The 20691-nt window shown below is 72.6% G+C and carries 22 protein-coding genes and 1 tRNA gene; 10 read left to right on the top strand and 13 right to left on the bottom strand.

Features of this window, described 5'->3' with window-relative positions; translation table 11 throughout:
• Nucleotides 1-30 precede the first annotated feature (30 nt).
• Entirely contained in the window at nt 31-366 is a 336-nt protein-coding gene (locus tag ACFO4E_RS19455; protein WP_378576819.1) for a hypothetical protein, read from the bottom strand.
• Nucleotides 367-688: 322 nt separating this feature from the next.
• Here ACFO4E_RS19455 and ACFO4E_RS19450 point away from each other — a divergent pair.
• Nucleotides 689-765, top strand: a tRNA-Pro gene (locus ACFO4E_RS19450).
• A gap of 124 nt (nt 766-889) precedes the next feature.
• Here the strand turns inward: ACFO4E_RS19450 and ACFO4E_RS19445 are convergent.
• Nucleotides 890-1138, bottom strand: a complete 249-nt coding sequence (locus ACFO4E_RS19445; RefSeq protein WP_378576818.1) for a tyrosine-type recombinase/integrase — start codon at nt 1136-1138, stop codon at nt 890-892.
• Between the two features lie 270 nt (nt 1139-1408).
• Between ACFO4E_RS19445 and ACFO4E_RS19440 the strand changes: the two genes are divergently transcribed.
• Complete coding sequence (locus ACFO4E_RS19440) at nt 1409-1789, top strand: hypothetical protein (RefSeq protein ID WP_378576816.1); 381 nt, start codon at nt 1409-1411, stop codon at nt 1787-1789.
• 121 nt (nt 1790-1910) lie between these two features.
• Here ACFO4E_RS19440 and ACFO4E_RS19435 read toward each other — a convergent pair whose 3' ends face one another.
• From ACFO4E_RS19435 to ACFO4E_RS19420, 4 genes are all read right to left on the bottom strand, one after another.
• Nucleotides 1911-2363 carry a hypothetical protein gene (locus ACFO4E_RS19435; protein WP_378576815.1) on the bottom strand — a complete coding sequence of 151 codons (453 nt, stop codon included), beginning with the start codon at nt 2361-2363 and terminating at the stop codon, nt 1911-1913.
• A gap of 326 nt (nt 2364-2689) precedes the next feature.
• The gene (locus ACFO4E_RS19430; RefSeq protein ID WP_378576813.1) at nt 2690-3754 is read right to left on the bottom strand and encodes a CU044_5270 family protein; all 1065 of its coding nucleotides are present in this window, start codon (nt 3752-3754) and stop codon (nt 2690-2692) included.
• Entirely contained in the window at nt 3751-4320 is a 570-nt protein-coding gene (locus ACFO4E_RS19425; protein ID WP_378576811.1) for an RNA polymerase sigma factor, read from the bottom strand. The genes ACFO4E_RS19430 and ACFO4E_RS19425 overlap by 4 nt, the downstream gene beginning before the upstream one ends.
• A 200-nt stretch (nt 4321-4520) precedes the next feature.
• Entirely contained in the window at nt 4521-5453 is a 933-nt protein-coding gene (locus ACFO4E_RS19420) for an alpha/beta fold hydrolase (RefSeq protein WP_378576809.1), read from the bottom strand.
• A gap of 86 nt (nt 5454-5539) precedes the next feature.
• On the opposite strand from ACFO4E_RS19420, the gene ACFO4E_RS19415 reads away from it, so the two are divergent.
• Nucleotides 5540-6262: a TetR/AcrR family transcriptional regulator C-terminal domain-containing protein gene (locus tag ACFO4E_RS19415; RefSeq protein WP_378576807.1), complete on the top strand. Its 723-nt coding sequence runs from the start codon at nt 5540-5542 to the stop codon at nt 6260-6262.
• A gap of 96 nt (nt 6263-6358) precedes the next feature.
• On the opposite strand, the gene ACFO4E_RS19410 is transcribed toward ACFO4E_RS19415, so the two are convergent.
• Entirely contained in the window at nt 6359-6841 is a 483-nt protein-coding gene (locus ACFO4E_RS19410) for a hypothetical protein (RefSeq protein ID WP_378576805.1), read from the bottom strand.
• 356 nt (nt 6842-7197) lie between these two features.
• Between ACFO4E_RS19410 and rox the strand changes: the two genes are divergently transcribed.
• Nucleotides 7198-8634 carry a rifampin monooxygenase gene (gene rox / locus ACFO4E_RS19405; RefSeq protein ID WP_378576803.1) on the top strand — a complete coding sequence of 479 codons (1437 nt, stop codon included), beginning with the start codon at nt 7198-7200 and terminating at the stop codon, nt 8632-8634.
• Nucleotides 8635-9250: 616 nt separating this feature from the next.
• Here rox and ACFO4E_RS19400 read toward each other — a convergent pair.
• On the bottom strand, nt 9251-9895 hold the full coding sequence (locus ACFO4E_RS19400) for a GNAT family N-acetyltransferase (protein ID WP_378576802.1): 645 nt from the start codon (nt 9893-9895) through the stop codon (nt 9251-9253).
• Between the two features lie 123 nt (nt 9896-10018).
• On the opposite strand from ACFO4E_RS19400, the gene ACFO4E_RS19395 reads away from it, so the two are divergent.
• The 3 genes from ACFO4E_RS19395 to ACFO4E_RS19385 are packed head-to-tail and all read left to right on the top strand — an operon-like array spanning nt 10019 to nt 11497.
• On the top strand, nt 10019-10480 hold the full coding sequence (locus ACFO4E_RS19395) for a helix-turn-helix domain-containing protein (RefSeq protein WP_378576800.1): 462 nt from the start codon (nt 10019-10021) through the stop codon (nt 10478-10480).
• A complete protein-coding gene (locus ACFO4E_RS19390) occupies nt 10473-10847 on the top strand; it encodes a DUF4180 domain-containing protein (protein WP_378576798.1) in 375 nt (124 codons plus the stop codon). Before ACFO4E_RS19395 ends, ACFO4E_RS19390 begins: the two co-directional genes overlap by 8 nt.
• Before the next feature lie 50 nt (nt 10848-10897).
• Complete coding sequence (locus tag ACFO4E_RS19385; RefSeq protein ID WP_378576796.1) at nt 10898-11497, top strand: DUF7691 family protein; 600 nt, start codon at nt 10898-10900, stop codon at nt 11495-11497.
• Between the two features lie 90 nt (nt 11498-11587).
• On the opposite strand, the gene ACFO4E_RS19380 is transcribed toward ACFO4E_RS19385, so the two are convergent.
• Together ACFO4E_RS19380 and exaC are read right to left on the bottom strand one after the other, a co-directional pair.
• Nucleotides 11588-12007, bottom strand: coding sequence for a DUF779 domain-containing protein (locus ACFO4E_RS19380; protein WP_378576795.1), 420 nt, complete (start codon nt 12005-12007; stop codon nt 11588-11590).
• A 2-nt stretch (nt 12008-12009) separates the two neighbouring features.
• On the bottom strand, nt 12010-13533 hold the full coding sequence (gene exaC, locus ACFO4E_RS19375; protein ID WP_378576793.1) for an acetaldehyde dehydrogenase ExaC: 1524 nt from the start codon (nt 13531-13533) through the stop codon (nt 12010-12012).
• 245 nt (nt 13534-13778) lie between these two features.
• Between exaC and ACFO4E_RS19370 the strand changes: the two genes are divergently transcribed.
• Both ACFO4E_RS19370 and ACFO4E_RS19365 read left to right on the top strand, forming a co-directional pair.
• Nucleotides 13779-15290 (top strand): GAF domain-containing protein, encoded by a 1512-nt coding sequence (locus ACFO4E_RS19370; RefSeq protein ID WP_378576791.1) that lies wholly within the window; start codon nt 13779-13781, stop codon nt 15288-15290.
• A gap of 158 nt (nt 15291-15448) precedes the next feature.
• The gene (locus ACFO4E_RS19365) at nt 15449-16891 is read left to right on the top strand and encodes an MFS transporter (protein WP_378576789.1); all 1443 of its coding nucleotides are present in this window, start codon (nt 15449-15451) and stop codon (nt 16889-16891) included.
• Nucleotides 16892-17187: 296 nt separating this feature from the next.
• On the opposite strand, the gene ACFO4E_RS19360 is transcribed toward ACFO4E_RS19365, so the two are convergent.
• From ACFO4E_RS19360 to ACFO4E_RS19350, 3 genes are all read right to left on the bottom strand, one after another.
• A complete protein-coding gene (locus tag ACFO4E_RS19360) occupies nt 17188-17439 on the bottom strand; it encodes a hypothetical protein (protein WP_378576787.1) in 252 nt (83 codons plus the stop codon).
• A 278-nt stretch (nt 17440-17717) separates the two neighbouring features.
• Nucleotides 17718-18950, bottom strand: a complete 1233-nt coding sequence (locus ACFO4E_RS19355) for a right-handed parallel beta-helix repeat-containing protein (protein WP_378576785.1) — start codon at nt 18948-18950, stop codon at nt 17718-17720.
• 128 nt (nt 18951-19078) lie between these two features.
• A complete protein-coding gene (locus ACFO4E_RS19350) occupies nt 19079-20020 on the bottom strand; it encodes a metallophosphoesterase (protein WP_378576783.1) in 942 nt (313 codons plus the stop codon).
• Nucleotides 20021-20185: 165 nt separating this feature from the next.
• Between ACFO4E_RS19350 and ACFO4E_RS19345 the strand changes: the two genes are divergently transcribed.
• Nucleotides 20186-20641 carry a GatB/YqeY domain-containing protein gene (locus ACFO4E_RS19345; RefSeq protein WP_378576782.1) on the top strand — a complete coding sequence of 152 codons (456 nt, stop codon included), beginning with the start codon at nt 20186-20188 and terminating at the stop codon, nt 20639-20641.
• Nucleotides 20642-20691 lie beyond the last annotated feature (50 nt).

Raw genomic sequence — 20691 nt, 5'->3', positions numbered from 1 at the left:
ACGGTGCCGCCGGTCAGGGGGCGGGCGGCCTCATGCGGGCTCTTGGAAGCGCTTGCGTTTCCGGGGGGCGTTCCACTGCCCGGGGGCGGAGGCGACCGCGTCGATGACGGCGGCCTCGCGGTGGAGGAAGCAGAGGGAGTCGCCGTCGCCGTGCGGATCGACGCAACGGGCGACGGCGCACCGGCGCTCACCCAGCTCCGCGCGGAAGGCGCGGATGTGGGTCGTGCAGTGGACTTCGTCGGGTTCGGTGAGCTGGATGCAGTCGTATACGGAACACACACGCGTCCCGTTCAGCCAGCGGGACAGGCGGACCCACCAGGGTGCGGGCCGCGGGTCGAGGTCAGGGACGTTGTTCGCGGCGCCCATGCCCCCAACCTGCGACCCGCGCCCCGCTCAGGCAAGGGAGGCGGCCGACTCCGGCCGATCCTCTCTAGAGACGTTTCCCGCCGAGCGGATCGCGGAAGAAACCCGGCACCCCGCGAACCTCCACGCGACGCCACCGGGCCTCCCCGGTCCTCCGTTCCGGTCGCGCCACATCAAGGGTTGCGCGACACCCTTTATCAGCCGTCCCGCCTTCCCCGCACCCCCTGCCGAGCACCGCCGCACCCACTGGCACCAGGCGCCTGCACCCCGCCCCAATCCGGGTGCGACCACCTCTCCCCGTCCGCTAGACTGATGCACGTTGCTTCGGGGTGTAGCGCAGCTTGGCAGCGCGCTTCGTTCGGGACGAAGAGGCCGTGGGTTCAAATCCCGCCACCCCGACCAGGTCAGAGGCCCTTCTCTCCTTCTGGGAGAGGAGGGCCTTCGGCGTATCGGGAGATTTTCGGGAGATGATCTTTGAAATCTCCCTCCGATCCCGCTCGGAGCCGTCGCCCCGGAGAGGGGCGAACTAGGCGGTCCGATACCGCCACGGCCGAGTGAGGGCGAGCGCGGGCCCGCCGGCGCAGCGATCCTCCCAGCGCCGGGTCGGTGCCTCCAGGAGCTTGTCGTGGCTGTCGGGTGCCGGATGGGCGTACCGGAGCGTCGTGTTGTCATCCTCGTTCCCCAGCGACCGCTGGATCTCTGTGGCCTCGACGCCGTTCTGCACGAGCCACGAAGCCGCGGTGTGACGTGTGATCGACGGCGGCGGTCGGCGCACCTTGTGGTCTTCGCCGTCGCGGATTTCGCGACCGTACGCACCGGCGACGACCGGGGTCCTTCGTGATCCGTGCCCGTGGCGGAGTGTCCGCCGCTCCGTGCGATCCCGCGCCCCCGGCCGGGATGTGGCCGACCTATGGAGATCACGAGGCGTTGGCGATAACCGCGGTCTAACCGCGGGTCTGGCTGTATTGGTCCCGCCGCAGCCACTCGCTGTGGCCGCCCCGGCGGAGCGACCGCCGGGCGAGCTACTCCAGAGAAGGGGACCCCCATGTCACGGATTCTGCGCAGGGTCGCCACGGTCGTTCTCGGCCTGGGCATCACGTTCGGTGCGGGCACCGCCGCCGCGTTCGCCGACACCGCGGATGTGCCGGAGCACCCGCCGGGCGTGCCGAGCGGCGAGCCCGGCGTTCCGGCGCTCCCGGGCGAAGGGCCCACCGAGCCGGTCGAGCCGGTCGAGCCTGGGCAGCCCGCGGAGCCGGTCGAGCCCGGTCAGCCTTGGGAGCCCGTGGAGCCCGTGGAGCCCGTGGAGCCCGTGGAGCCCGTGGAGCCCGTGGAGCCCGGGCAGCCGGTCGAGCCGGTCGAGCCTGTGGAGCCCGGTCAGCCTTGGGAGCCGGTGGAGCCGGTCGAGCCGGGCCAGGCCGCCGAGTAGCGCGGGGCGGCAGCCGCCGCGGTGACGCAGGAAACAGGGGTCTCGCGTGATGCGCGAGACCCCTTCTGGCCTGCGGAGGATCGGGGATGTTAACCCCGGCGACGCGGTCGCCGCTGTCGCGTCAGCGCAGGCGTTCGGCCATCTGTTCCAGGCCCTCCCTGATCATCTGTCCGTAGGCGTCGTCGCCGAGTGCGCCGATCGTGGCGCGTGCGTGCTGGAGGTGCTCACGGGCACGGGCGCGATCGCCCGGGTTGCGGTAGCACTCGCTCAAGTTCAGGTGCAGCGAGGGGTACAGTCCGGCGGGCGAAGGCGACACCCCGGCCTGCTCGGCGCGCGCGTCGGTGATCAGGCCGGCGGCCGCCATTGCTCGCTGGTCCCAGAGCAGTTCCTGGTGTACGTCGTCTTGCACATCGGCCATCGCGTGCGCGAGCGTGCAACGCTGTAGGGGGTCGCCGTGCTCGCCGCCGATCTCCTCCCAGATCTCCGCGAACCGGAGGCGGGCGGCCTCCCGCTCGCCCTGGTGGCCGAGCTGCACGACCTGGCCGATCCGGATGATCGTCGGATCCGTGACCATCTGTGGTTCCCTTCCCGCGCCGTCGCGCGACAGCGGCCGTATGGCCGCGCCTGCGACCGGACCACGGCGGCGCTCGCGTGCATACCGTCGTCCGCCCGGCTGCGGAAAGCCACTGCGCCACCCGAGAGTTCCCCGTCAACGTCGGCTCAGGGCGCGTGTGCACGAGGAGATCGGGTGAGGTCCGATCGTGACGTGCGGACCCTATGAGCCGATCGGTGCCCGAGCCTACAGCTCGCCGGCGGAAGGCTCGCGGCCGCAGACGCCGACTGGACCGGGACGCGATGTCGTCCCTCCGGACGTGTCCGGAGGGACGTGCAACGGGTTCCTTACGGCGTGTCCCGGACCTCCGGCACCCATGCCGACGTCTGGAACATCGTGTAGTCGCCCACCGCCGGGAGATCGTAGTCAAGGGGTTCGGGGTTCTCCGTCTGCACGGTCTCGGTGTAGAGCGGCATCCCGGTATCGGCGTCGAACATGATGCGGCGCTCCAGCTCCGTCCCGGGGCCCAGTTCGTCGGACTGCACGAGGAAGAGCAGCCCGGTCCGGCCGGACCGGTCCTCCGCCTCGCCGGCGAACCGGACGTCGTCCTGCTCGGCCAGCAGGCGCAGCACCGCGCCCTGGACGTCCGGGTCGACCGGCTGCTCGTTGTACAGCTCGTTGATCGCGTAGAACAGGCCGGCGGTGTTCTCCCCGTCGGACCAGCCCGAGCCCGCGATCAGCTGCTCGGCCAGCGTGTCGGGGCTGGTGGACAGGGTTCCGGGCTGCCAGAGGAAGCGGAGGCCGTCGGACCCTTCGGTGTCCCACTCGTACTCCTCCTCGCCGTCGTCGAACAGGTCGAGCACCGGCTGCTCGTCGCCGGCGAGGTGGTCGGGCACGTCGGTCCGGGTGATCTCCAGGCCGGAGCCGTCCGGGTCGCGCCACACCTGCTGCTCCTCGGGGAGGACGCCCCAGCCGGCCTGGTCGGTGTCCAGGTCGTGTGACAGCACGAGCGACCACGTGGACGTGCGCAGGTAGGAGATGTCGCCCGCCGGCGTGCGGGCGTCCTGCTCCTCCGCCCGCTCCGCGAGGCCGAGCAGGTCCGCGCGGGCGTCCTGAAGGTCGTTCACCTCAACGGCCAGGGGGGCCGGCGGCGGTCCGGCGTACGCGGTCTCCGTCGGCCGGCCCACGAGTCCGCCGACGGCCACCACCGCCGCCGCCACCGTGCAGGCGGCGGCGCCGAGCGCGACCTTCCGCCAGACCGTCCGGCGGACCGTGCGCGGCTCACGGATGTCCTGCGCCCGGGCGAGTGCGTCGACCCGCGCCGTGTTCCGCTGCTCGGCGCCGGCCCGTACCCCGGCCGCCGGGTCGTGGGCGGCCAGCAGGTCCCGCACCGTTCGCTCGTCCGTGTTCATCGCAGTCCCCCCGCTGGAATCATGTCTCCCCTGCCGGAAACGGCGGTCGCCGATTCCCGTTCCATCAGCCGTGTGATGCGCTTGCGGGCACGGTGCAGCCGGACCCGGGCGGTGGCCGCCGTGCAGCCGAGTACCCGCGCTGCCGCGCGGACGTCGAGCCCCTCCCACGCGACGAGCATCACGAGCTCGCGTTCGCCCGGTTTGAGCCGGCTCAGCACCGACAGTGCGGCCTCCCGCTCGGTGACCTGCTGCGACGCGTCTCCCGCGGGCGACGCGCCCTCCCATGCGCCGCCGAACGTGCTCAGCACCTCGCCGCGCCGTCGCTCCTCGCGTCCGCGTGCGAGGACGGTGTTGCGCGCGACGGCGTACAGCCAGGGCAGCGGATCATCCACGGGAACCTTCGCGCGGCGTCGCCACGCGACCGCGAAGGTGTCCGCCGCGACGTCGTCGGCCCGGTCCGGGCCCACGCGCCGCCACGCGTAGCGGCGGACGTCGTCGTAGTGTCGTTCGAAGAACCGGGTGAACTCGCCTCGTGCGTCCGCATCGGGGTCCTCGTCCTTCGTCATCGGGTCCCTTCCGTTCGACTCACCCCCTTATGTCGCGGGGACCGCGATTGTTACCGGCGGGATCGGACGGACTTCCGGGACGGGAGGGGGACCCCCGCCGGCGGGCGTCCGGCCGCCGTTCCGACGCCGAGCCTCGCAGTGGCACGCGAGTGCCGTTCGGACGAAGGGGAACGGGTTCGAACCCCGCCGTCCCGGCCGGGTCAGCGGCCCGGTTCCGGGCGTGCGGGTGCCGATGCCGCCAGCTCCCGCACCTCGCGGGCGATGGTGGGCCAGAGGGCGGCGGGCAGGTCGTGGCCGACGCCGGGGAAGGTCCTCAGCCGGGCCCCGCGGACGGCGCGGGCGGTGGCGCGGGCGGCGCCGACGCGCAGCAGCGGGTCCTGCTCACCGTGCAGGACCAGTGTCGGCCGACGCAGCGCGCTCAGCCGGGGGCCGTGCCACTGGGCGCCGATCTGGCGGCTCTGGGCCCGGGTGTCACGGGGGCCGCTGTCCGCCTCGGCCTCGGCCCAGGCGCGGGCGGCCTCCTCGTCGAAGGGGTAGCGGGGGGAGGCGATACCGCGCCGGACGGCGAGCGATGCCTCGATATCGCCGTCGCGCCCCTCGGGGAACCTGGCGCGGGCGAGTTCGACCGGCAGGCGGAACCGCAGGTACCGGAGCACGCCGAGCCCCGAGGCGTCACTGGGCAGTGCCGCCGAGGACGTCACGCTGAGCACGCGATCGGGGTGCCTCAGGGCGAGCCGCTGGGCGATCACCCCGCCCAGGGAGTGGCCGAAGACGTGTGCCCGCTTCCAGCCGAGCGCGTCCAGCACCGCGATGGCGTCGTCGGCCATGTCCTCGGAGGTGTAGGCGTCGCCGCGCCTGCCGAACAGCGCCCGGAACGGGCCGGCCTCGGCGGTGTCGGGCATGCGGGTCGACTCGCCGGCGTCTCGCTGGTCGTAGCGGGCGACGGCGAATCCGGCGTCGGCGAACGCCTCGCACAGTCCGGCCGGCCACCAGAACCGGGCGGTGGCCAGGCCCATGACCAGCAGCAAAGGTTCTCCCCGCGTGCCCGCCAACCGGTCGAAGGCCACGTCGACGCCGCCGTTGCGCGCATACCGGGTGGCCGTCCACCTCCGCGGTGGCCGCGTCTCGGTCATGGAGATGCCCCTTTACTGCGATCGGTGTTCCCAGTATGTGTACGTCGATAAGGTACTGCATACGTCGTTCGCAGAAAGGGAGAGGTGTGGACACGCAGCCCACCCACAGCATCTGGCTCCGCCCCGAGCGCTCAGGACGGGGGCCCGTTCCGGCCTTCGACCGCGAGAGCCTCGCCGCGGCCGGTATCGCCCTGGCCGACACGCACGGTCTCGCCGCTGTGACCATGCGGGCGGTGGCAGGGTCGCTCGGATCGGGTTCCGCGTCCCTCTACCGCTACGTGACCACCCGTGAGGAACTGCTGGAACTGATGATCGATCAGGTCAGCGGCGAGATCTCCTACGCCGGGATCGGATCCGGGCGGTGGCTCGACGACATGCTGACCCTGGCCCGCCGGAGCAGGCGCCTCCACCTCGCTCACCCGTGGCTCCTCGACGCGCTGGCGTCGAGGAGCCCGCTGGGGCCGCACACGGCCGCGTACCTGGAGCACGCACTGGCCGCGCTCGCCGACGTGCCGGTCACTCCACGCGCCAAGGTCGAGGCCATCGGCGTACTCAACGCCGTGGTGGCCGCCCTGGTCCGCTCCGAGATCGCCGAGCGCCGCGCCGGGCGGACGGTGCCCCAGTGGCAGCAGGCGCGGGCGGAGTACCTCGTTCACGCCGCCGGCTCGGGGCGCCACCCCCACCTCGCCGCCGCGTTGGCCGGAGCGGTCCCCGGCTCCGGCGACGAACCGGCGGACGAGCTCTTCGACCGCGTTGTGGCCCGCGTGCTGACGGGGCTCCTCCGCCCCGACGCCGTCGCGGAGGGGTGACCGCACGGTCCCGCGGGGTGCCCGGTCAGGCCGTGCGACGCCCCGGACCCCGTTACGCCGCCCGGCCGGCCTTGGGCGGGGGTGCTTGCGGATGCCCTAGAGCGGGGAGCCGGACGATACGCCCAGGCCGCGGCGGGCGGCGGCGTGGAAGGTGTTGAGCGCGGCGACGACGTCGTCGCCGAGGGAGGGGCCCCCGGCGGCGGGCGGCTCGGTGCGGTCCGGCTCGCGTGTGGCGCGCAGGAGGCGGGCGACCTGGCGGTTGACGGTGTGCGCGGCGTCGGTGGTGGCGGGGTCGGCGAGCAGGGCGAGCGCTTCGAACCGGGCGGAGCGCTCCTCCTCGAGCGCCTCCAGGTCGGCCTGCCGCCCGGCGGGGTCGGCGGGGTCGCGGAGGATCTTCTCGCCGAGTTTGAGCATCTTCTTCACGTGCGAGGTGTATTCGACGTAGACGTCCATCCGCCGTTCGTCCCAGCGGATGGCCATGGAACGGCGGAAGCGCGCCCGCTCGGCCATGGCGGTCGCCAGATACGAGGCGAGCGCGCCGATCACGACGCCGGCCAGGGGGAGGATCTGCGCGAGCATCCGGCCAATGTACTCCGGGCACGCGCCGGGTGGAGGAGGGTGTTCCGCCGGGAGCAGCGGACCGTGGAGGGGGAAGGACACCGCCTTCCACTCCCAACGTATAGCGCACCCGGGGGCTTGCGGCAAGACCCCGGGCGTGCCGCACAATGAGGCGGCCAAGGCCGGAACCTGCGGAAACGACGGATTCGCGACGGGTGTCCGCCGTTGTCGGCGCAGAGGGGCATAGGCGCGGGGGACGGGGAACATCGCGGCACTGGCGGCGCGGCCGCGGGTGAGCGATGCCGATGTCCGGGGATGCGTGCCGCCGGGTCCTGCGGGGCGGCCGGCTGAAATCCGACTCGTTGAATGGGCGTTCGATGATTGATGTGATCGTGGTCGGCGGCGGACCGACCGGCTTGATGCTGGCCGGCGAGTTGCGGCTGGCCGGAGTGCGGGCGGTCGTGCTGGAGAGGCTGACCGAGCCGACCCGGCAGTCCCGGGGGCAGGGCCTGCACGCGCGCAGTGTCGAGATCATGGACCAGCGCGGCCTGCTGGACCGGTTCCTCGCGGTCAGTGAGAAGTTCCAGGTCGGTGGTCTCTTCGGCGGCATCGTCAAGCCGTGGCCGGACCGGCTGGACACCGCCCACCCGTACGGCCTCGCCACGCCGCAGCCGGTCACCGAGCGGCTGCTCGAAGAGCGGGCCCTCGAACTCGGGGCCGAGATCCGCCGGGGCTGCGAAGTGGCCGGGCTGAGCCAGGACGACGACGGTGTACGGGTCGAGCTGGCGGACGGCACGCATCTGCGCTCGCGCTACCTCGTCGGCTGCGACGGCGGCCGCAGCACGGTGCGCAAGCTGCTCGGTGTCGGGTTCCCCGGCGAGCCCGCCAAGGTCGAGACGCTGCTGGGCGAAATGGAGGTGACCGAGGATCCGGCGACGATCGCCGCCACCGTCGCGGAGGTCCGCAAGACCCAGCTGCGGTTCGGCGTCGGCCCCGCGCAGGACGGCGACGGCGTGGTGTACCGCGTCGTCGTGCCCGCCGACGGCGTGGCCGAGGACCGCACGGCCGCGCCGACCCTCGACGAGGTCAAGCAGCGGCTGCGGGCCACCGCGGGCACCGACTTCGGCGTGCACTCGCCGCGCTGGCTGTCCCGGTTCGGCGACGCCACCCGGCAGGCCGAGCGCTACCGGGTCGGCCGGGTGCTGCTGGCCGGCGACGCGGCGCACATCCACCCGCCGACCGGCGGGCAGGGGCTCAACCTCGGCGTGCAGGACGCGTTCAACCTCGGCTGGAAGCTGGCCGCCGCGGTCAACGGCTGGGCGCCGGACGGGCTGCTGGACGGCTACCACGCCGAACGGCACCCGGTGGGCGCCCGGGTCCTGGCCAACACCCAGGCGCAGATCGCGCTGCTGGGGACCGATCCGGGTGCGGCCGCGCTGCGGGAGCTGTTCTCGGAGCTCATGGACTTCGAGGACGTGAACCGGTACGTGACCGGGATGATCACCGCGGTCGAGGTCCGCTACGACCTCGGAGCGGGCCACGAACTCCTCGGCCGGCGGATGCGGGACGTGCGGCTGAAGGAGGGCCGCCTCTATGAGCTGATGCACGGCGGCCGCGGACTCCTGCTCGACCGGACCGGCCGCCTCACGGTGGCGGGCTGGGCGGATCGGGTCGACCACGTCGTCGACGTCACCGGGGAGCCGGACGCGCCCTCGGTGCTGCTGCGGCCGGACGGCCATGTGGCATGGGCCGGCGACGACCGGCAGGACCTGCTCGGCCGGCTGCCGGAGTGGTTCGGCGCCGCAGCCGGCTGAGCATGCGGTCCAGGGGCCCGGAGGGGCCCGGAACGGACGCCGGAGCGGCGGACCGGGGAGCCGCGAGCACGGTCGAGATCCGGTCCCGCCGCCGGATGGCGGCCTCGCCGAACCGGAGCCGGCGGCGGCCGCGCCGCGGCGCCGGCCCGATTCGCACCGGGGGCGTGCCGAGCGGCCGGCCCCCTGGGGTGACCTTGGAACCACCTTGGGGACCGCGTGGGCTTCGCATGACGCGTCTGCGGTCATGCATCTGGTGGCGGTCGTTACTCACCTTGCGAACGCCGACGTCCCGGCCCAGCTCCGCGTGTCTTTGGGGGGAGCGCGCGTCGAGCGGGCCGGGGCCCTCAGCACCGCGGGTGGCGTCCGCCCCGCGTACCAGCCCGGCGCAGCCCCTGCGCCGAGCGGTGGATCCGGCCGCAACGGGACTACCGCCGCGAGCGGGCGCGGGCAGGAGAGAGCGACGACGACGGAGGTCTCGGCCCCAAAGTGTCGTGCACCCGCCCGGCGCTCCTTCGGGAAGCGCCCGCCACGACGCCGGCCCCGGAGGCACCGGCATCGTGGCGGCCGGTGGCGGGCAGCGGCGGGCGCCGGAAGCGGCCGGACGCCGCCGCGGGGTTCAGGCGGGGCTCTGGGGCCGGAGGCGGCCGGATCGGGCGGCGATAGCGGGGGAGACCGCGCCGTTGCGGCGGAGGAGGGTGAGGGCCTCGCGCAGGGTCAGCGATGAGACGTCGCGCCACTGGTCCTTGAGAATGGAGAAGAAGTGGAACCCCCTGGCGTGCTCGGCTTGGAGCACGCCGCCCGTGGCCAGGAAGAGGCGCGTGGCGACGGTGTTGTCCGCGTAGCACGTACACCAGACGTGGCTCAGTTCGAGCTGCTCGAAGGCCACCCCCAGGATGAGGTGGACGGCCTCGAAGCCCGCTGTCATGTTCGCCATGCCGGGCCGCAGGATGATCGAGTGGCTGTGCGCGTTGGACAGCCCTTGGACGTCCAGGGCGATGGTCCCGACCAGGGTGCCGTCGCCGCGCTGGACGATTCCGAGGCGGTACCCGCGCCGCGCCGGATCGGCCTGGTCGGCCCGGGCCCGGGCGAGCAGGGCCGCCACGCCCGCGGAGTCCAGGGTTCCGAGGTCGATATGGCGCATGACGTCGGGGTCGCCGAGTATCGGTTCGAGTGCGCCGGCGTCGGAGGGCGCGAGTTCGCGCAGGGCCAGGGTGGAGCCTTCGCGCCACACCTGAGGTTCGATGAGCGGGGTTATTGCCATGACGACAATCATAGCTAAACGTAAGAATACGACTACTGATTGCAATGATTTCCCGTTGATCTTCCCTGAAGGTGGTGCTGAAAACTTCCTTATCAATCCCTTTATGCTCTATATTCGGGTGTGATGAGGGAAGAAATGTACTCCGTCGAACAAGTGGCGGATCGACTCGGCCTGCACGTGCGCACGGTGCGCGGTTACATCCGCTCCGGCCGGCTCAAGGCGGTGCGGATCGGCAAGCAGTACCGGATCGCCCGCAGCGACCTGGAGGCGCTGGTCGGACGGCCGCCGTCGGAGCCCGCCGGGGCCTCCGGTGCCGCTCCGGCCGAGGTGTCGAGCATCGTGCAGATCGACGGCATCGACCGCGTCGCCGCCGACCGCCTGGGCACGCTCGTCCTGGCCGGGGTGAACTCCGCGCACGACCCCGACCACCCGGTGCGCGTCCAGACCGTCCACGACGAGGAACGGAACCGCATGAAGATCGTGATCCTGGGCGGCCCCGCTGTTACGGCCGACCTGCTGCGCCTGCTCGACGACGTGCTCGACGGCGACAGCGGACTGATCGACCGGGAGGCCGGCGGTGCCTGACGTCATCGAGCAGCGGGCGGGGGTCCCGGTGCTGATGTGCGACCCCGACGGGCCGCGGGTGGCCACCGAGCAGGACGCCCTGGACCTGATCGGCGCCTCGTTCCTCGGGGCCGAGGTGGTGGCCGTGCCGGCGGGCCGGTTCGACGATGACTTCTTCGCTCTGGGCACCCGGTTCGCGGGCGAGGTCATGCAGAAATTCGTCAACTACCGGATCCGCCTGGCCGTCGTCGGCGATATCTCCCGGCACACCGCCGCCAGCGGGGCCCTGCGCGCCCTCGTCCACGAGTCGGACCGGTCGCCGGCCGGCCATGTGTGGTTCGTCGCCGACCTTGCCGCGCTCGACGACCGGTTGCGCGCCCTCACCTGAGCGAACCTCGGCGGGCGGTGATGTCGCCGGCGGGCCCTACAGTGCTCCGCATGAGTTACGGACTGAGCGTGTACGTGATCGACCTCGGACTCGCGCGGGGCGCGATCGGGTCGCGTGACGAGAAGCTGCGCCGCATGATCGGCGGCCGGTTCAAACGGTGGATGGCCTCCGACGACCAGCAGTTCTCCTTCGAGATCGAGCGGGGCGCGCCCACCCGGTACGACGCGCTGCGGGCGGTCATCGACGGCGGGCCGTTCGACGAGGAGTACGCCTTCCAGTACGGCTACTCCTACAAGCTGGTGTGCGAGTTCCACGGGCGGCCGTGCTTCAACAACCACTTCTCCCCGTTCCGCGGCGACTGGCTGGAGACGGTCGACAAGGGGCTGAGCGCCCTCGGGATCGACGCGGTGGAGGTCGCCGAGTTCTCCTACGGGAGCCTGCCCGCGGAGCTGCCGCGCCCCGAGCACCTGCCCTCCTACGGTGAATGGACCGTCGACCAGTGCCGGCGCGCGCTGGCCCAGTGGGAGGCGGGCACCGCCGAGCAGCGGCAGGCCCTGGACGGCGAGGTGCTGGCGGCGATCGAGTCGTGCGCGAAGTGGTGGCGCGACGCCGTCGCGGCCGACCGCGGTATTGCCGGATTCATGCACTGACCGCGCCCGCCGACCGCCTGAGGGGCGCGACCGCGTCGGCCGCGCCCCCGCGCGCCTCCCCCGGCACCCTCGCCCGGCACCCGCTGTCCGTCACGCGCCGCCGCCCGCCGGACCGGGAGGCTCGGCGAGGGCGTCGAGCTCCGGCTCGGTGAGCAGGCGGGACCGGATGAGGAAGCGGACCCCCTCGGGGGCCTCCACCGAGAAACCGCTCCCGCGGCCGGGCACGACGTCGATGGTGAGATGGGTGTGCCGCCAGTACGCGAACTGGGATCGCGACATCCACATCTCCACGGGCTCGGCCAGGCCGTCGATCCACAGGGCGCCGAGCCGGACGTCCGCGGCGCCCGTCCGGAACTCGCCCGCCGGGTAGCACATGGGGGAGCTGCCGTCGCAGCATCCGCCCGACTGGTGGAACATCAGGGGGCCGTGCCGGCCGGTGAGCCGGCGCAGCAGGTCATCGGCGGCGGGGGTCGTCGAGACCCGCCCGGCCCCCGGTCGCGGATCCGCCATGGCTAGAACAGCCCCGCGGCGCTGTCGGAGTAGCTGACCAGCAGGTTCTTGGTCTGCTGGTAGTGGTCGAGCATCATCTTGTGGTTCTCGCGCCCGATACCCGACTGCTTGTACCCGCCGAACGCCGCGTGGGCGGGGTAGGCGTGGTAGTTGTTCACCCACACCCGGCCCGCCTGGATGTCGCGGCCGGCCCGGTAGGCGGTGCGGCCGTCGCGCGACCACACGCCCGCGCCCAGCCCGTAGAGGGTGTCATTGGCGATCTTGATCGCGTCGGCGTAGTCGTCGAAGCGCGTCACCGACACCACCGGGCCGAAGATCTCCTCCTGGAAGATCCGCAGCTTGTTGTGCCCCTCGAAGACGGTGGGCTGCACGTAGTAGCCGCCGGCCAGGTCGCCGCCGAGGTCGAGCCGCTCCCCGCCCAGCGCCACCTTGGCGCCCTCCTGCCTGCCGATGTCGATGTAGGCGAGGATCTTCTCCAGCTGGTCGTTGCTGGCCTGCGCGCCGAGCATGGTGGCGGTGTCCAGCGGGTTGCCGGCCCTGATCTTTCGCGTCCGCTCGATGGCGGCGCCGAGGAAGTCGTCGTAGATCGACGACTGGATGAGCGCGCGCGACGGGCAGGTGCACACCTCCCCCGAGTTGAGCGCGAACATCGTGAACCCTTCCAGCGCCTTGTCGTAGAAGGCGTCGTCGGCCGCCGCGACGTCGGCGAAGAAGAGGTTCGGGCTCTTCCCGCCGAGCTCCAGCGTGACGGGGATGAGGTTCTCGCTGGCGTACTGCATGATCAGCCGGCCCGTGGTGGTCTCGCCGGTGAAGGCGACCTTGCGGACGCCGCCGTGCTGGGCGAGGGGCCGGCCGGCCTCGGCGCCGAACCCGTTGACGACGTTGAGCACGCCGGCGGGCAGCAGGTCCGCGATGAGCCCGATGAGCAGGTGGATGGAGGCGGGCGTCTGCTCCGCCGGCTTGAGGACCACCGCATTGCCCGCGGCGAGCGCCGGCGCCAGTTTCCACACGGCCATGAGCAGCGGGAAGTTCCACGGGATGATCTGCGCGACCACCCCCAGCGGCTCGCGGAAGTGGTAGGCGACGGTGTCCTCGTCGAGCTGCGAGGTGTGGCCCTCCTGGGTGCGCAGCGCGCCCGCGAAGTAGCGGAAGTGGTCGGCGGCCAGCGGGAGGTCGGCGGCCAGCGTCTCCCGCACCGGCTTGCCGTTCTCCCAGCTCTCCGCGACGGCGAGGCGTTCGGTGTTCTCCTCGATCCGGTCGGCGATGCGGGTGAGGACGAGGGCCCGGTCCGCCGGGGAGGTCGCCCCCCAGGCGGGGGCGGCGCCTTGGGCCGCCCGTACGGCGTGGTCGACGTCCGCCGCCGTTCCTCGTGCGACCTCGGTGAACACGTTCCCGGTGATCGGGGTGGGGTTCTCGAAGTAGCCGCCTTCGGCGGGCGGGACGTACTCCCCGCCGATGAAGTGGTCGTAGCGCGGCGCGTATCCGATGATGCTCCCGGCGGCCCCCGGGTTCGCGTAGACGGTCACGGTGGAACTCCCCTCACAGGCCGGTGTCCAGGGCCGGCCGACGGTGTCCGTGTGCCGCGTCACCGTACGTGGGGGTGCGTTACACCACCGTTGCACCCGATGCCTCCGGCGAGGTTCCGCCCCGCGGGTTCCGATTGCTCCCCTTGCCGCGAATGGGCGGTCTCGCGCATCATCCGGAGAGAGGACCACGGGACGCTCGCGGCCCGCCTGCCTCGACCATCGGACGGTGGTGACCTTCGGTGCCGGTGCACGACCACGATCTGCGGCGCCTGCACGATGCCGTGCTGGGCGCGGGCCCGGCTGCGCCGCGGCCGCTCCCGGGCCCGCGCGCGGTGGTGTCGGCGTCCTGGGACCGTTCGCTCCGGGCGAGCGTCGACCCCGACCGCAGCGGGCCGCCGGTCGTCTACTCGGGGGCCGAACTCCGCGATGTCCGCTCCGCGCACCCGCTCGCCGAGGTCGTGCCGGTCGTGCGCGGCGCGCTCGCCGGCACCGTCGACGCATCGGCCCAGCTCCTGATCGTCACCGATGCCGACGGCCGCATCCTCTGGCGCGACGGGCACCCGGCGGTGCGCCGGGCGGCCGACCGCGTCCTGCTCGCCGAGGGGACCCAGTGGAGCGAGAACGCCATCGGCACCAACGCCATGGGCACGGCGCTGGCCACGCAGGAGCCGATCCAGATCTACTCCGCCGAGCACCTGGTGCGCGCCTACCACGGCTGGAGCTGCGCGGCGAGCCCCATCCGCGACCCCGACACCGGCCGGCTGCTGGGCACGCTCGACATCAGCGGCCTGGAGGCGTCGTTCCACCCCGCCCTGGTCGGCCTGGTCGCGGCGGCCGCCGCCCTGGCGGAGGCCCATCTGCGCGTGCGCATGATGGCCCGCGACGCCGCGCTGCGCGAGCGCTACGCCGACCGCGTCCGCGCACTGGGCGCCCGGCCGGGGGCGCTGCTCAGCGCGAACGGACGCGTCATCGCCACCCACCGCATGGGCGGGCCGCGGCAGGGCGTCCCCGAACGCGTCGACGTGTCCCGCGCCGGAGCCGTCCGCCTGCCCGACGGCCGCGCCGCGACCCTCGAACCCCTCTCCCGGGGCTGGCTGCTGCGCGCCTCCGGCGAGGGGCGGCCGGCGCGGACCGCAGTGGGCGGCCGGGCCCCGGCCCTCCCGCCGGCCCCGCGGCACACGCTGTCCCTGCTGTTCCTGGGGAGGGAGCGGCCCGTCGTGACGCTCGACGGCGAGGCCGTCCCGCTCGGGCGGCGCGCGTGCGAGCTGCTCGCGCTCCTGGCCGTCTCGCCTGAAGGGCGCACCGCCGAGCGGTTGGCCGTCGACCTCTACGGCGAGGCGGGCCGGTCGGCCACGGTGCGCGTCGAGATGCACCGGCTGCGCCGGCTGGCCGGCGCGGTGGTCCGGGGCTCGCGCCCCTACCGCCTCGCGGTGCGCGCCGACGCCGATTTCCTGGAGGTCCGCCGCCTGCTGGCGGCGAACGACGTCCGGGGCGCCGCGGCCTGCTACCGGGGCGTGCTGCTGCCGCGCTCCGACGCACCCGGGATCCGCGACCTCCGCGAGGAACTGGCGGCCACGCTGCGGCGCAGCGCCCTGGAACTGCGCGACAGCGAGTTGCTGTGGAACCTCGTGCGGACCGACCTCGGCCGTGACGACCTCGCGATGCACGAGGCGCTGGTCGCGCTGCTGCCGCGGACCTCTCCCCGAGCCGCCGCCGCGCGGGAGCGGATGCGCGCGCTCGCCGACGACACCGGGTGAGCGGGCCGGCGGCGGTGCCGGACCGGCGGCGGGTCGCGGGCGGGCAACGGAAAGAGCGCGGAAACCGATGGTCACGGCGGTCCCAGTCGCGTGCGCGGAATCGACCATGGTGTGCCGTCTCGGGTTACGCGGGGTGTATTAGGGGTCAGTGAGAGTACATGGACGTCGTGACGAAGATCCCGGCCCGGCTGGATCGGCTGCCATGGGCCAGATGGCACTGGCTGATCCTCATCGGTCTCGGCAGTGTGTGGATCCTCGATGGCCTTGAGGTCACGATCGTCGGCTCGATCGGGTCCCGGCTCACCGAGCCCGGCAGCGGGCTGGGGATCACCGAGGCCCAGGTCGGTATCGCCGCGTCCGTCTACATCGTGGGCGCCTGCGTCGGAGCGCTGTTCTTCGGACACCTCACCGAGAAGTACGGCCGGCGCAAGATCTTCCTGCTCACCCTGGGCGTCTACCTCGGTGCCACCGTCCTTACCGCGTTCTCCGGCAACGCCATCTGGTTCTACCTGTGCCGCTTCTTCACCGGGTTCGGTATCGGCGGTGAGTACGCCGCGATCAACTCCGCGATCGACGAGATGATCCCCGCCCGGCTCCGCGGCCGCATCTCCCTCCTCATCAACGGGTCCTACTGGCTCGGGGCCGCCGTGGGCGCGGCGCTCGCCTACCCCCTGCTCAACCCCGATCTGGTCGCCGTGGACCTGGGCTGGCGCCTCCTCTTCGCCTTCGGCGGGGTGTTCGGGCTGATCATCATCGTGGTGCGGCGGCTGGTCCCGGAAAGCCCGCGCTGGCTGATCATCCACGGCAGGCAAGAGGAGGCCGAACGCATCGTCTCGGCCATCGAGGAGGAGGTGGAGCGGGAGACCCACCGCGACCGGCTCCCCGCCGTCCAGGGCTCCCTCACCCTGGAGCAGCGGGAGACCACCACCTTCCGGGAGGTCGCGCGGACCCTGGTGCGCACCTACCCGCGGCGCACGATCGTCGGGCTCGCCCTGTTCGCCGGGCAGGCGTTCCTGTACAACGCCGTGTTCTTCACCCAGGCGCTCGTCCTGACCGCGTTCTTCGAGGTGCCCTCCTCCATCGCTCCGCTGTACGTCGTGCCGCTGGCGCTCGGCAACTTCCTCGGTCCGGTCCTGCTCGGCCCGCTGTTCGACACGCTGGGGCGCCGACCCATGATCGCGGGGACCTACATCGGGTCGGGGGTGCTGCTCGCGGTGACCGGTGTGCTGTTCCAGCAGGATCTGCTGTCCGCCGTCACGCTCACGATCTGCTGGTGCGCGGTGTTCTTCGTCGCCTCAGCGGGCGCCAGCGCCGCTTACCTGACGGTCAGCGAGATCTTCCCCATGGAGACCCGGCCGCAGGCCATCGCGCTGTTCTACGCGATCGGCACCGCGCTCGGCGGCATCATCGGCCCGACCCTCTTCGGGCGGCTCGTGGAGAGCGGGGAACTCTCCCTCGTCGCCACGGGCTACTACATCGGCGCCGCGCTGATGATCGTCGGCGGGATCGTCCAGCTGGCCATCGGCATCGAGGCGGCGCGCCGCGCCCTGGAAGAGATCGCCGACCCGCTGAGCAAGAAGAGCACCACCGCACAGGCGTGAGCGGGCGTCGTACCGGAACGAGTGGACCACCACACGGGTTGAGCGGGCGTCGTACAGGCGCCGGCGGATCACCACACGGGTGTGAGCGGGCGTCGCGCAGGCACGGGTGGATCACCGCACGGGTATGAGCGGGCGACCGCACGGGTGTGAGTGGGCGACCGCACGGGTGTGAGTGGGCGACCGCACGGATCTGGGCGGCCGTCGCGCGGCGCTCGCGGCGGGGCTCCGGCGGCGGAGGCACGAACGCCGGCGGCGGCCGGCCCGAACGGGCCGGCCGCCGCCGTTCGCGCAGGCCGCTAGTCGGCGCTGCTGTGGGTACTCGACGACACGGCGCCGTGCGGGCCGACGTGCTCGAAGGATTCGTGGTACTCGACGCGGCCGTCCTTGGCGTGGGAACTCACGTGGTACGCCGTCGCGCCCTTCGGGCCGGCCTTGGTCAGCTCGTGGTCGTAGCCGGCGTCTGCCATGGCCACAGCGGGCACCCCGAAAGCCAGGGCAGGAGCGGCGATGGCCGTGAACACGATCCGGCGGACAGTCGACTTCTGCATGGTGGCTGGTATCCCTTCGCGCACAGGGCCCGGCAATCTGCCGGCCCCTTGGACCCGCAGGCCCTCGGCGCGTCAGCGTCCCCGCGATGACCACGGGCGTCGTGACGGCCACTCTCCATGCTCAGCGCAGACCTCCCCAAGAAAGAACACAGTGTGGCTGTGTAATCACAAAAATCCCGATTCGTCCTTATTGGTGAGCCGCGGCATGCCCGCGACCGGCGACGTCGTCTCGCGGTACACATGCCCAGTCTCGCACCGGGCGGGGCGGGCCCCGGGGGTCAGAACGTCGCGCCGAGGTCCGGGTGGTCCTTCGGGCGGAGGAAGTCCGATGACGGGATGCCGCCGTCGGCCGGCCGGGGTCCGGTCACGACGCCGGGGTCGGTGCCGAGCAGGTCGGCGTCGGTCCAGGAGCCGGAGATGTCCCAGGAGTTCCCCGACCCCGTGGAGCCGTCGCCGGTGTCCACCGGGGTCGCGTTGCCGACCGAGAGGTTCGCCGCCAGCTCCGGTGAGGACCGGTCGACCTGGAAGCCGACATCCGCGTTGTCGTAGGCGGTGCCGCGGGTCAGGAGCAGCGCTCCGGGGTTGCCGTTGTCGGTGTAGCCGTCGGCGGCGTTGCCGAACGAGATGGTGTTGGTGACGGTGTGGGCGGCGGCCGGGGCCGGGTTCCCGCCGCCGAGCTTGAAGCCGTTGCCGTCACCGGAGAAGTCCGGCAGGTCCCAGCGGTTGTACCCGTTGCCGTAGGCGATGGTGTCCTCGATGGTGATGGGCGACCCGAACAGCCAGGCGTCGAAGCCGTCGTCCACGTTGTTCCACAGCCGGGCACCGCGCACGACGTTGCCCGACCCCGAGCCCTCCTTGATGGCCAGCCCGTCGGCGCTCTCCCCGTTCTTGCGGGGGTCGCGGTTGCCGTGGCTGTCGAGATCGAGGATGAGGTTGCCGGAGGACGCGCCCTGGAGCTGGAACCCGCTCTCGTAGTTGTCGCGGGTGGTCAGGCCGGAGAACACGTTGGAGTCGCAGTCGTTGCAGTAGATCCCGTAGGGCCCGTTGATGATCTCCAGCCCGTTGATCCGCCAGTGCGATGCCTCCTGGTGGATCGCGCCGCGCTCGTCGCGCGGGATGCTCCCGCCGACGGGCGTGTGGCTCGCGGGCAGGGCGTCGCCGTCGATGATCGCCCGCTCGCCGTCGTAGGCGGTCAGGGTGATGGGGGCGTCGGGCGTTCCGTCGGTGGCGATGGTGATGTTGTCGTCGGTGAGGGCGTAGGTGCCGCCGCGGACGGCGATCACGTCGCCGGGGCCGGCGAGGTCGACCGCGCGCTGCACCGTGGCGAGCGGTTCCGCCAGGGTGCCGGGGTCGGCGTCGTCGCCGTCGGTCGCCACGACGAGGGTGGGGTCGGCCGTGGCGAAGGCCGGTGCTGTGGTCGCGGGAAAGGTCGCGACCAGGGCGGATGCGGTCGCGACGGCGGCGAGCGCGGCGAGGGGGCGTGCCGGGTGGGGGGAGCGTCTCGGGGGCATGGGGGGCTCCTTGCCGAGATGGGGAAGCGCTTTCCGGGTGTGCTCCAGTGTGCCACCACGGGGGCGCGAGTGCCAGGGTCCGCCCGCGCACCGGCGGGCCCGGCGCACGCCGGACCCGCGCACCGGCGCTACCCGTGGCCGGCGGCGGTGGTGCCGGCCACCGTGTCGGCGGCGACCAGGTCGATCAGGGACGCCTCGGGCCGGCAGCAGAAGCGGACCGGTGCGTACGGCGAGGTGCCCAGCCCGCCCGACACGTGCAGCCAGGCGCCCTCGTACCGGCTCAGCCCCCAGGCCCGGCGGCGGTCGATGCCGCAGTTGGTCACGAGGGTTCCGTAGAACGGCATGCAGATCTGCCCGCCGTGGGTGTGCCCCGCCAGCAGCAGCTGGTAGCCGTCGGCGGCGAAGCGGTCGAGGTTGGCCGGCTCCGGCGAGTGCATGACCCCGAGCCGCAGGTCCGCGGTCGGATCGGCGGGACCGGCGATGGCGTCGTAGCGGTCCAGCCTGATGTGGGAGTCGTGCACTCCGGCGGCCGCGACGTCGAGCGTGCCGGCCTTGAGCGACCCCGTGCGGTTGTTCAGGTCGAGCCAGCCCGCCCCGGTCATGGCCGCGCCCAGGGTGCGCCACGGCAGGTCCGGCACGGTGCGCTTCTTGTAGTCGCTCTTGCTGCTGCGCCACAGGTAGCGGGCCGGGTTCTTGAACTGCGGGGAGTACAGGTCGTTGGAGCCGTAGACGAACGCGCCGGGGCGGTCGAGCAGCGGCCCCAGGGCGTCGATGAACGGGCCCACGGAGTCGGCGTGGGCGAGGGAGTCGCCGGTGTTGACCACCAGGTCGGGCTCGTAGGCGTCGAGCCCCCGGATCCAGTCGATGAGCATGCGCCGGCCGGGGGTCAGGTGGGCGTCGGAGAGGTGGAGCACGCGCAGCCGCCTGCTGCCGGCCGGCAGCAGCGGGATCTCGTAGCGGCGCAGCCGGAACCAGTTCCGTTCGATGACCGACGCGTACCCCAGCCCGGCGACGCCGATCGCACCCGTGACCATGGCCGCCCGGCCCACTGTGCGCAGTGCCCTGCCCATCGTGTCCACCGCTCCTCGTTGATCGCCCGTTCCGACGATGGTGTCAGATACCGTGCACCGGAATGTCCGTCCGCCGCCGCGCCGCGGCGCCGTTCGGCGGCCATGGGGCGGTCTCCGGGGAAAACCCCTCTGTGTGCGGTGCCCGCCGACCATATGATCTCTCCCATGCCCGAACTCAAAGACCTTCTGAAGGCCGACCTCACCGCCGCCATGAAGGCGCGCGACGACGTGCGCACGCGGACCCTCCGCATGGTGCTCACCGCGATCTCCAACGAGGAGGTCGCCGGCAGCTCCGTCCGCGAACTCGGCGACGACGACATCGTCACGCTGATCACGCGCGAGGCGAAGAAGCGCCGCGAGGCGGCCGACGCCTTCGAGCAGGGCGACCGGCCGGAGCAGGCCGAAGCCGAGCGCGCCGAAGGGCAGGTGCTCGCCGGCTATCTGCCCGCCCAGCTCGACGACGACGAGCTCGCGCGGCTGGTGGCCGACGCGATCGCGGAGTCGGGCGCGAGCGGGCCGCGCGCCATGGGCCAGGTCATGAAGATCGTCAACCCGAAGGTGGCCGGCCGCGCCGAGGGCGGCCGGGTGGCCGCGGAGGTCAAGCGGCAGCTCGCCACCTGACACCGGGCGGCGGCGGACACGACGGAGGGGCGGGCGATCCGATCGCCCGC

The sequence above is a fragment of the Nocardiopsis mangrovi genome (genome assembly GCF_042653925.1).
GTDB classification, from domain to species: domain Bacteria; phylum Actinomycetota; class Actinomycetes; order Streptosporangiales; family Streptosporangiaceae; genus Nocardiopsis_B; species Nocardiopsis_B mangrovi.
This window is presented reverse-complemented; position numbering and strand designations above follow the sequence as displayed.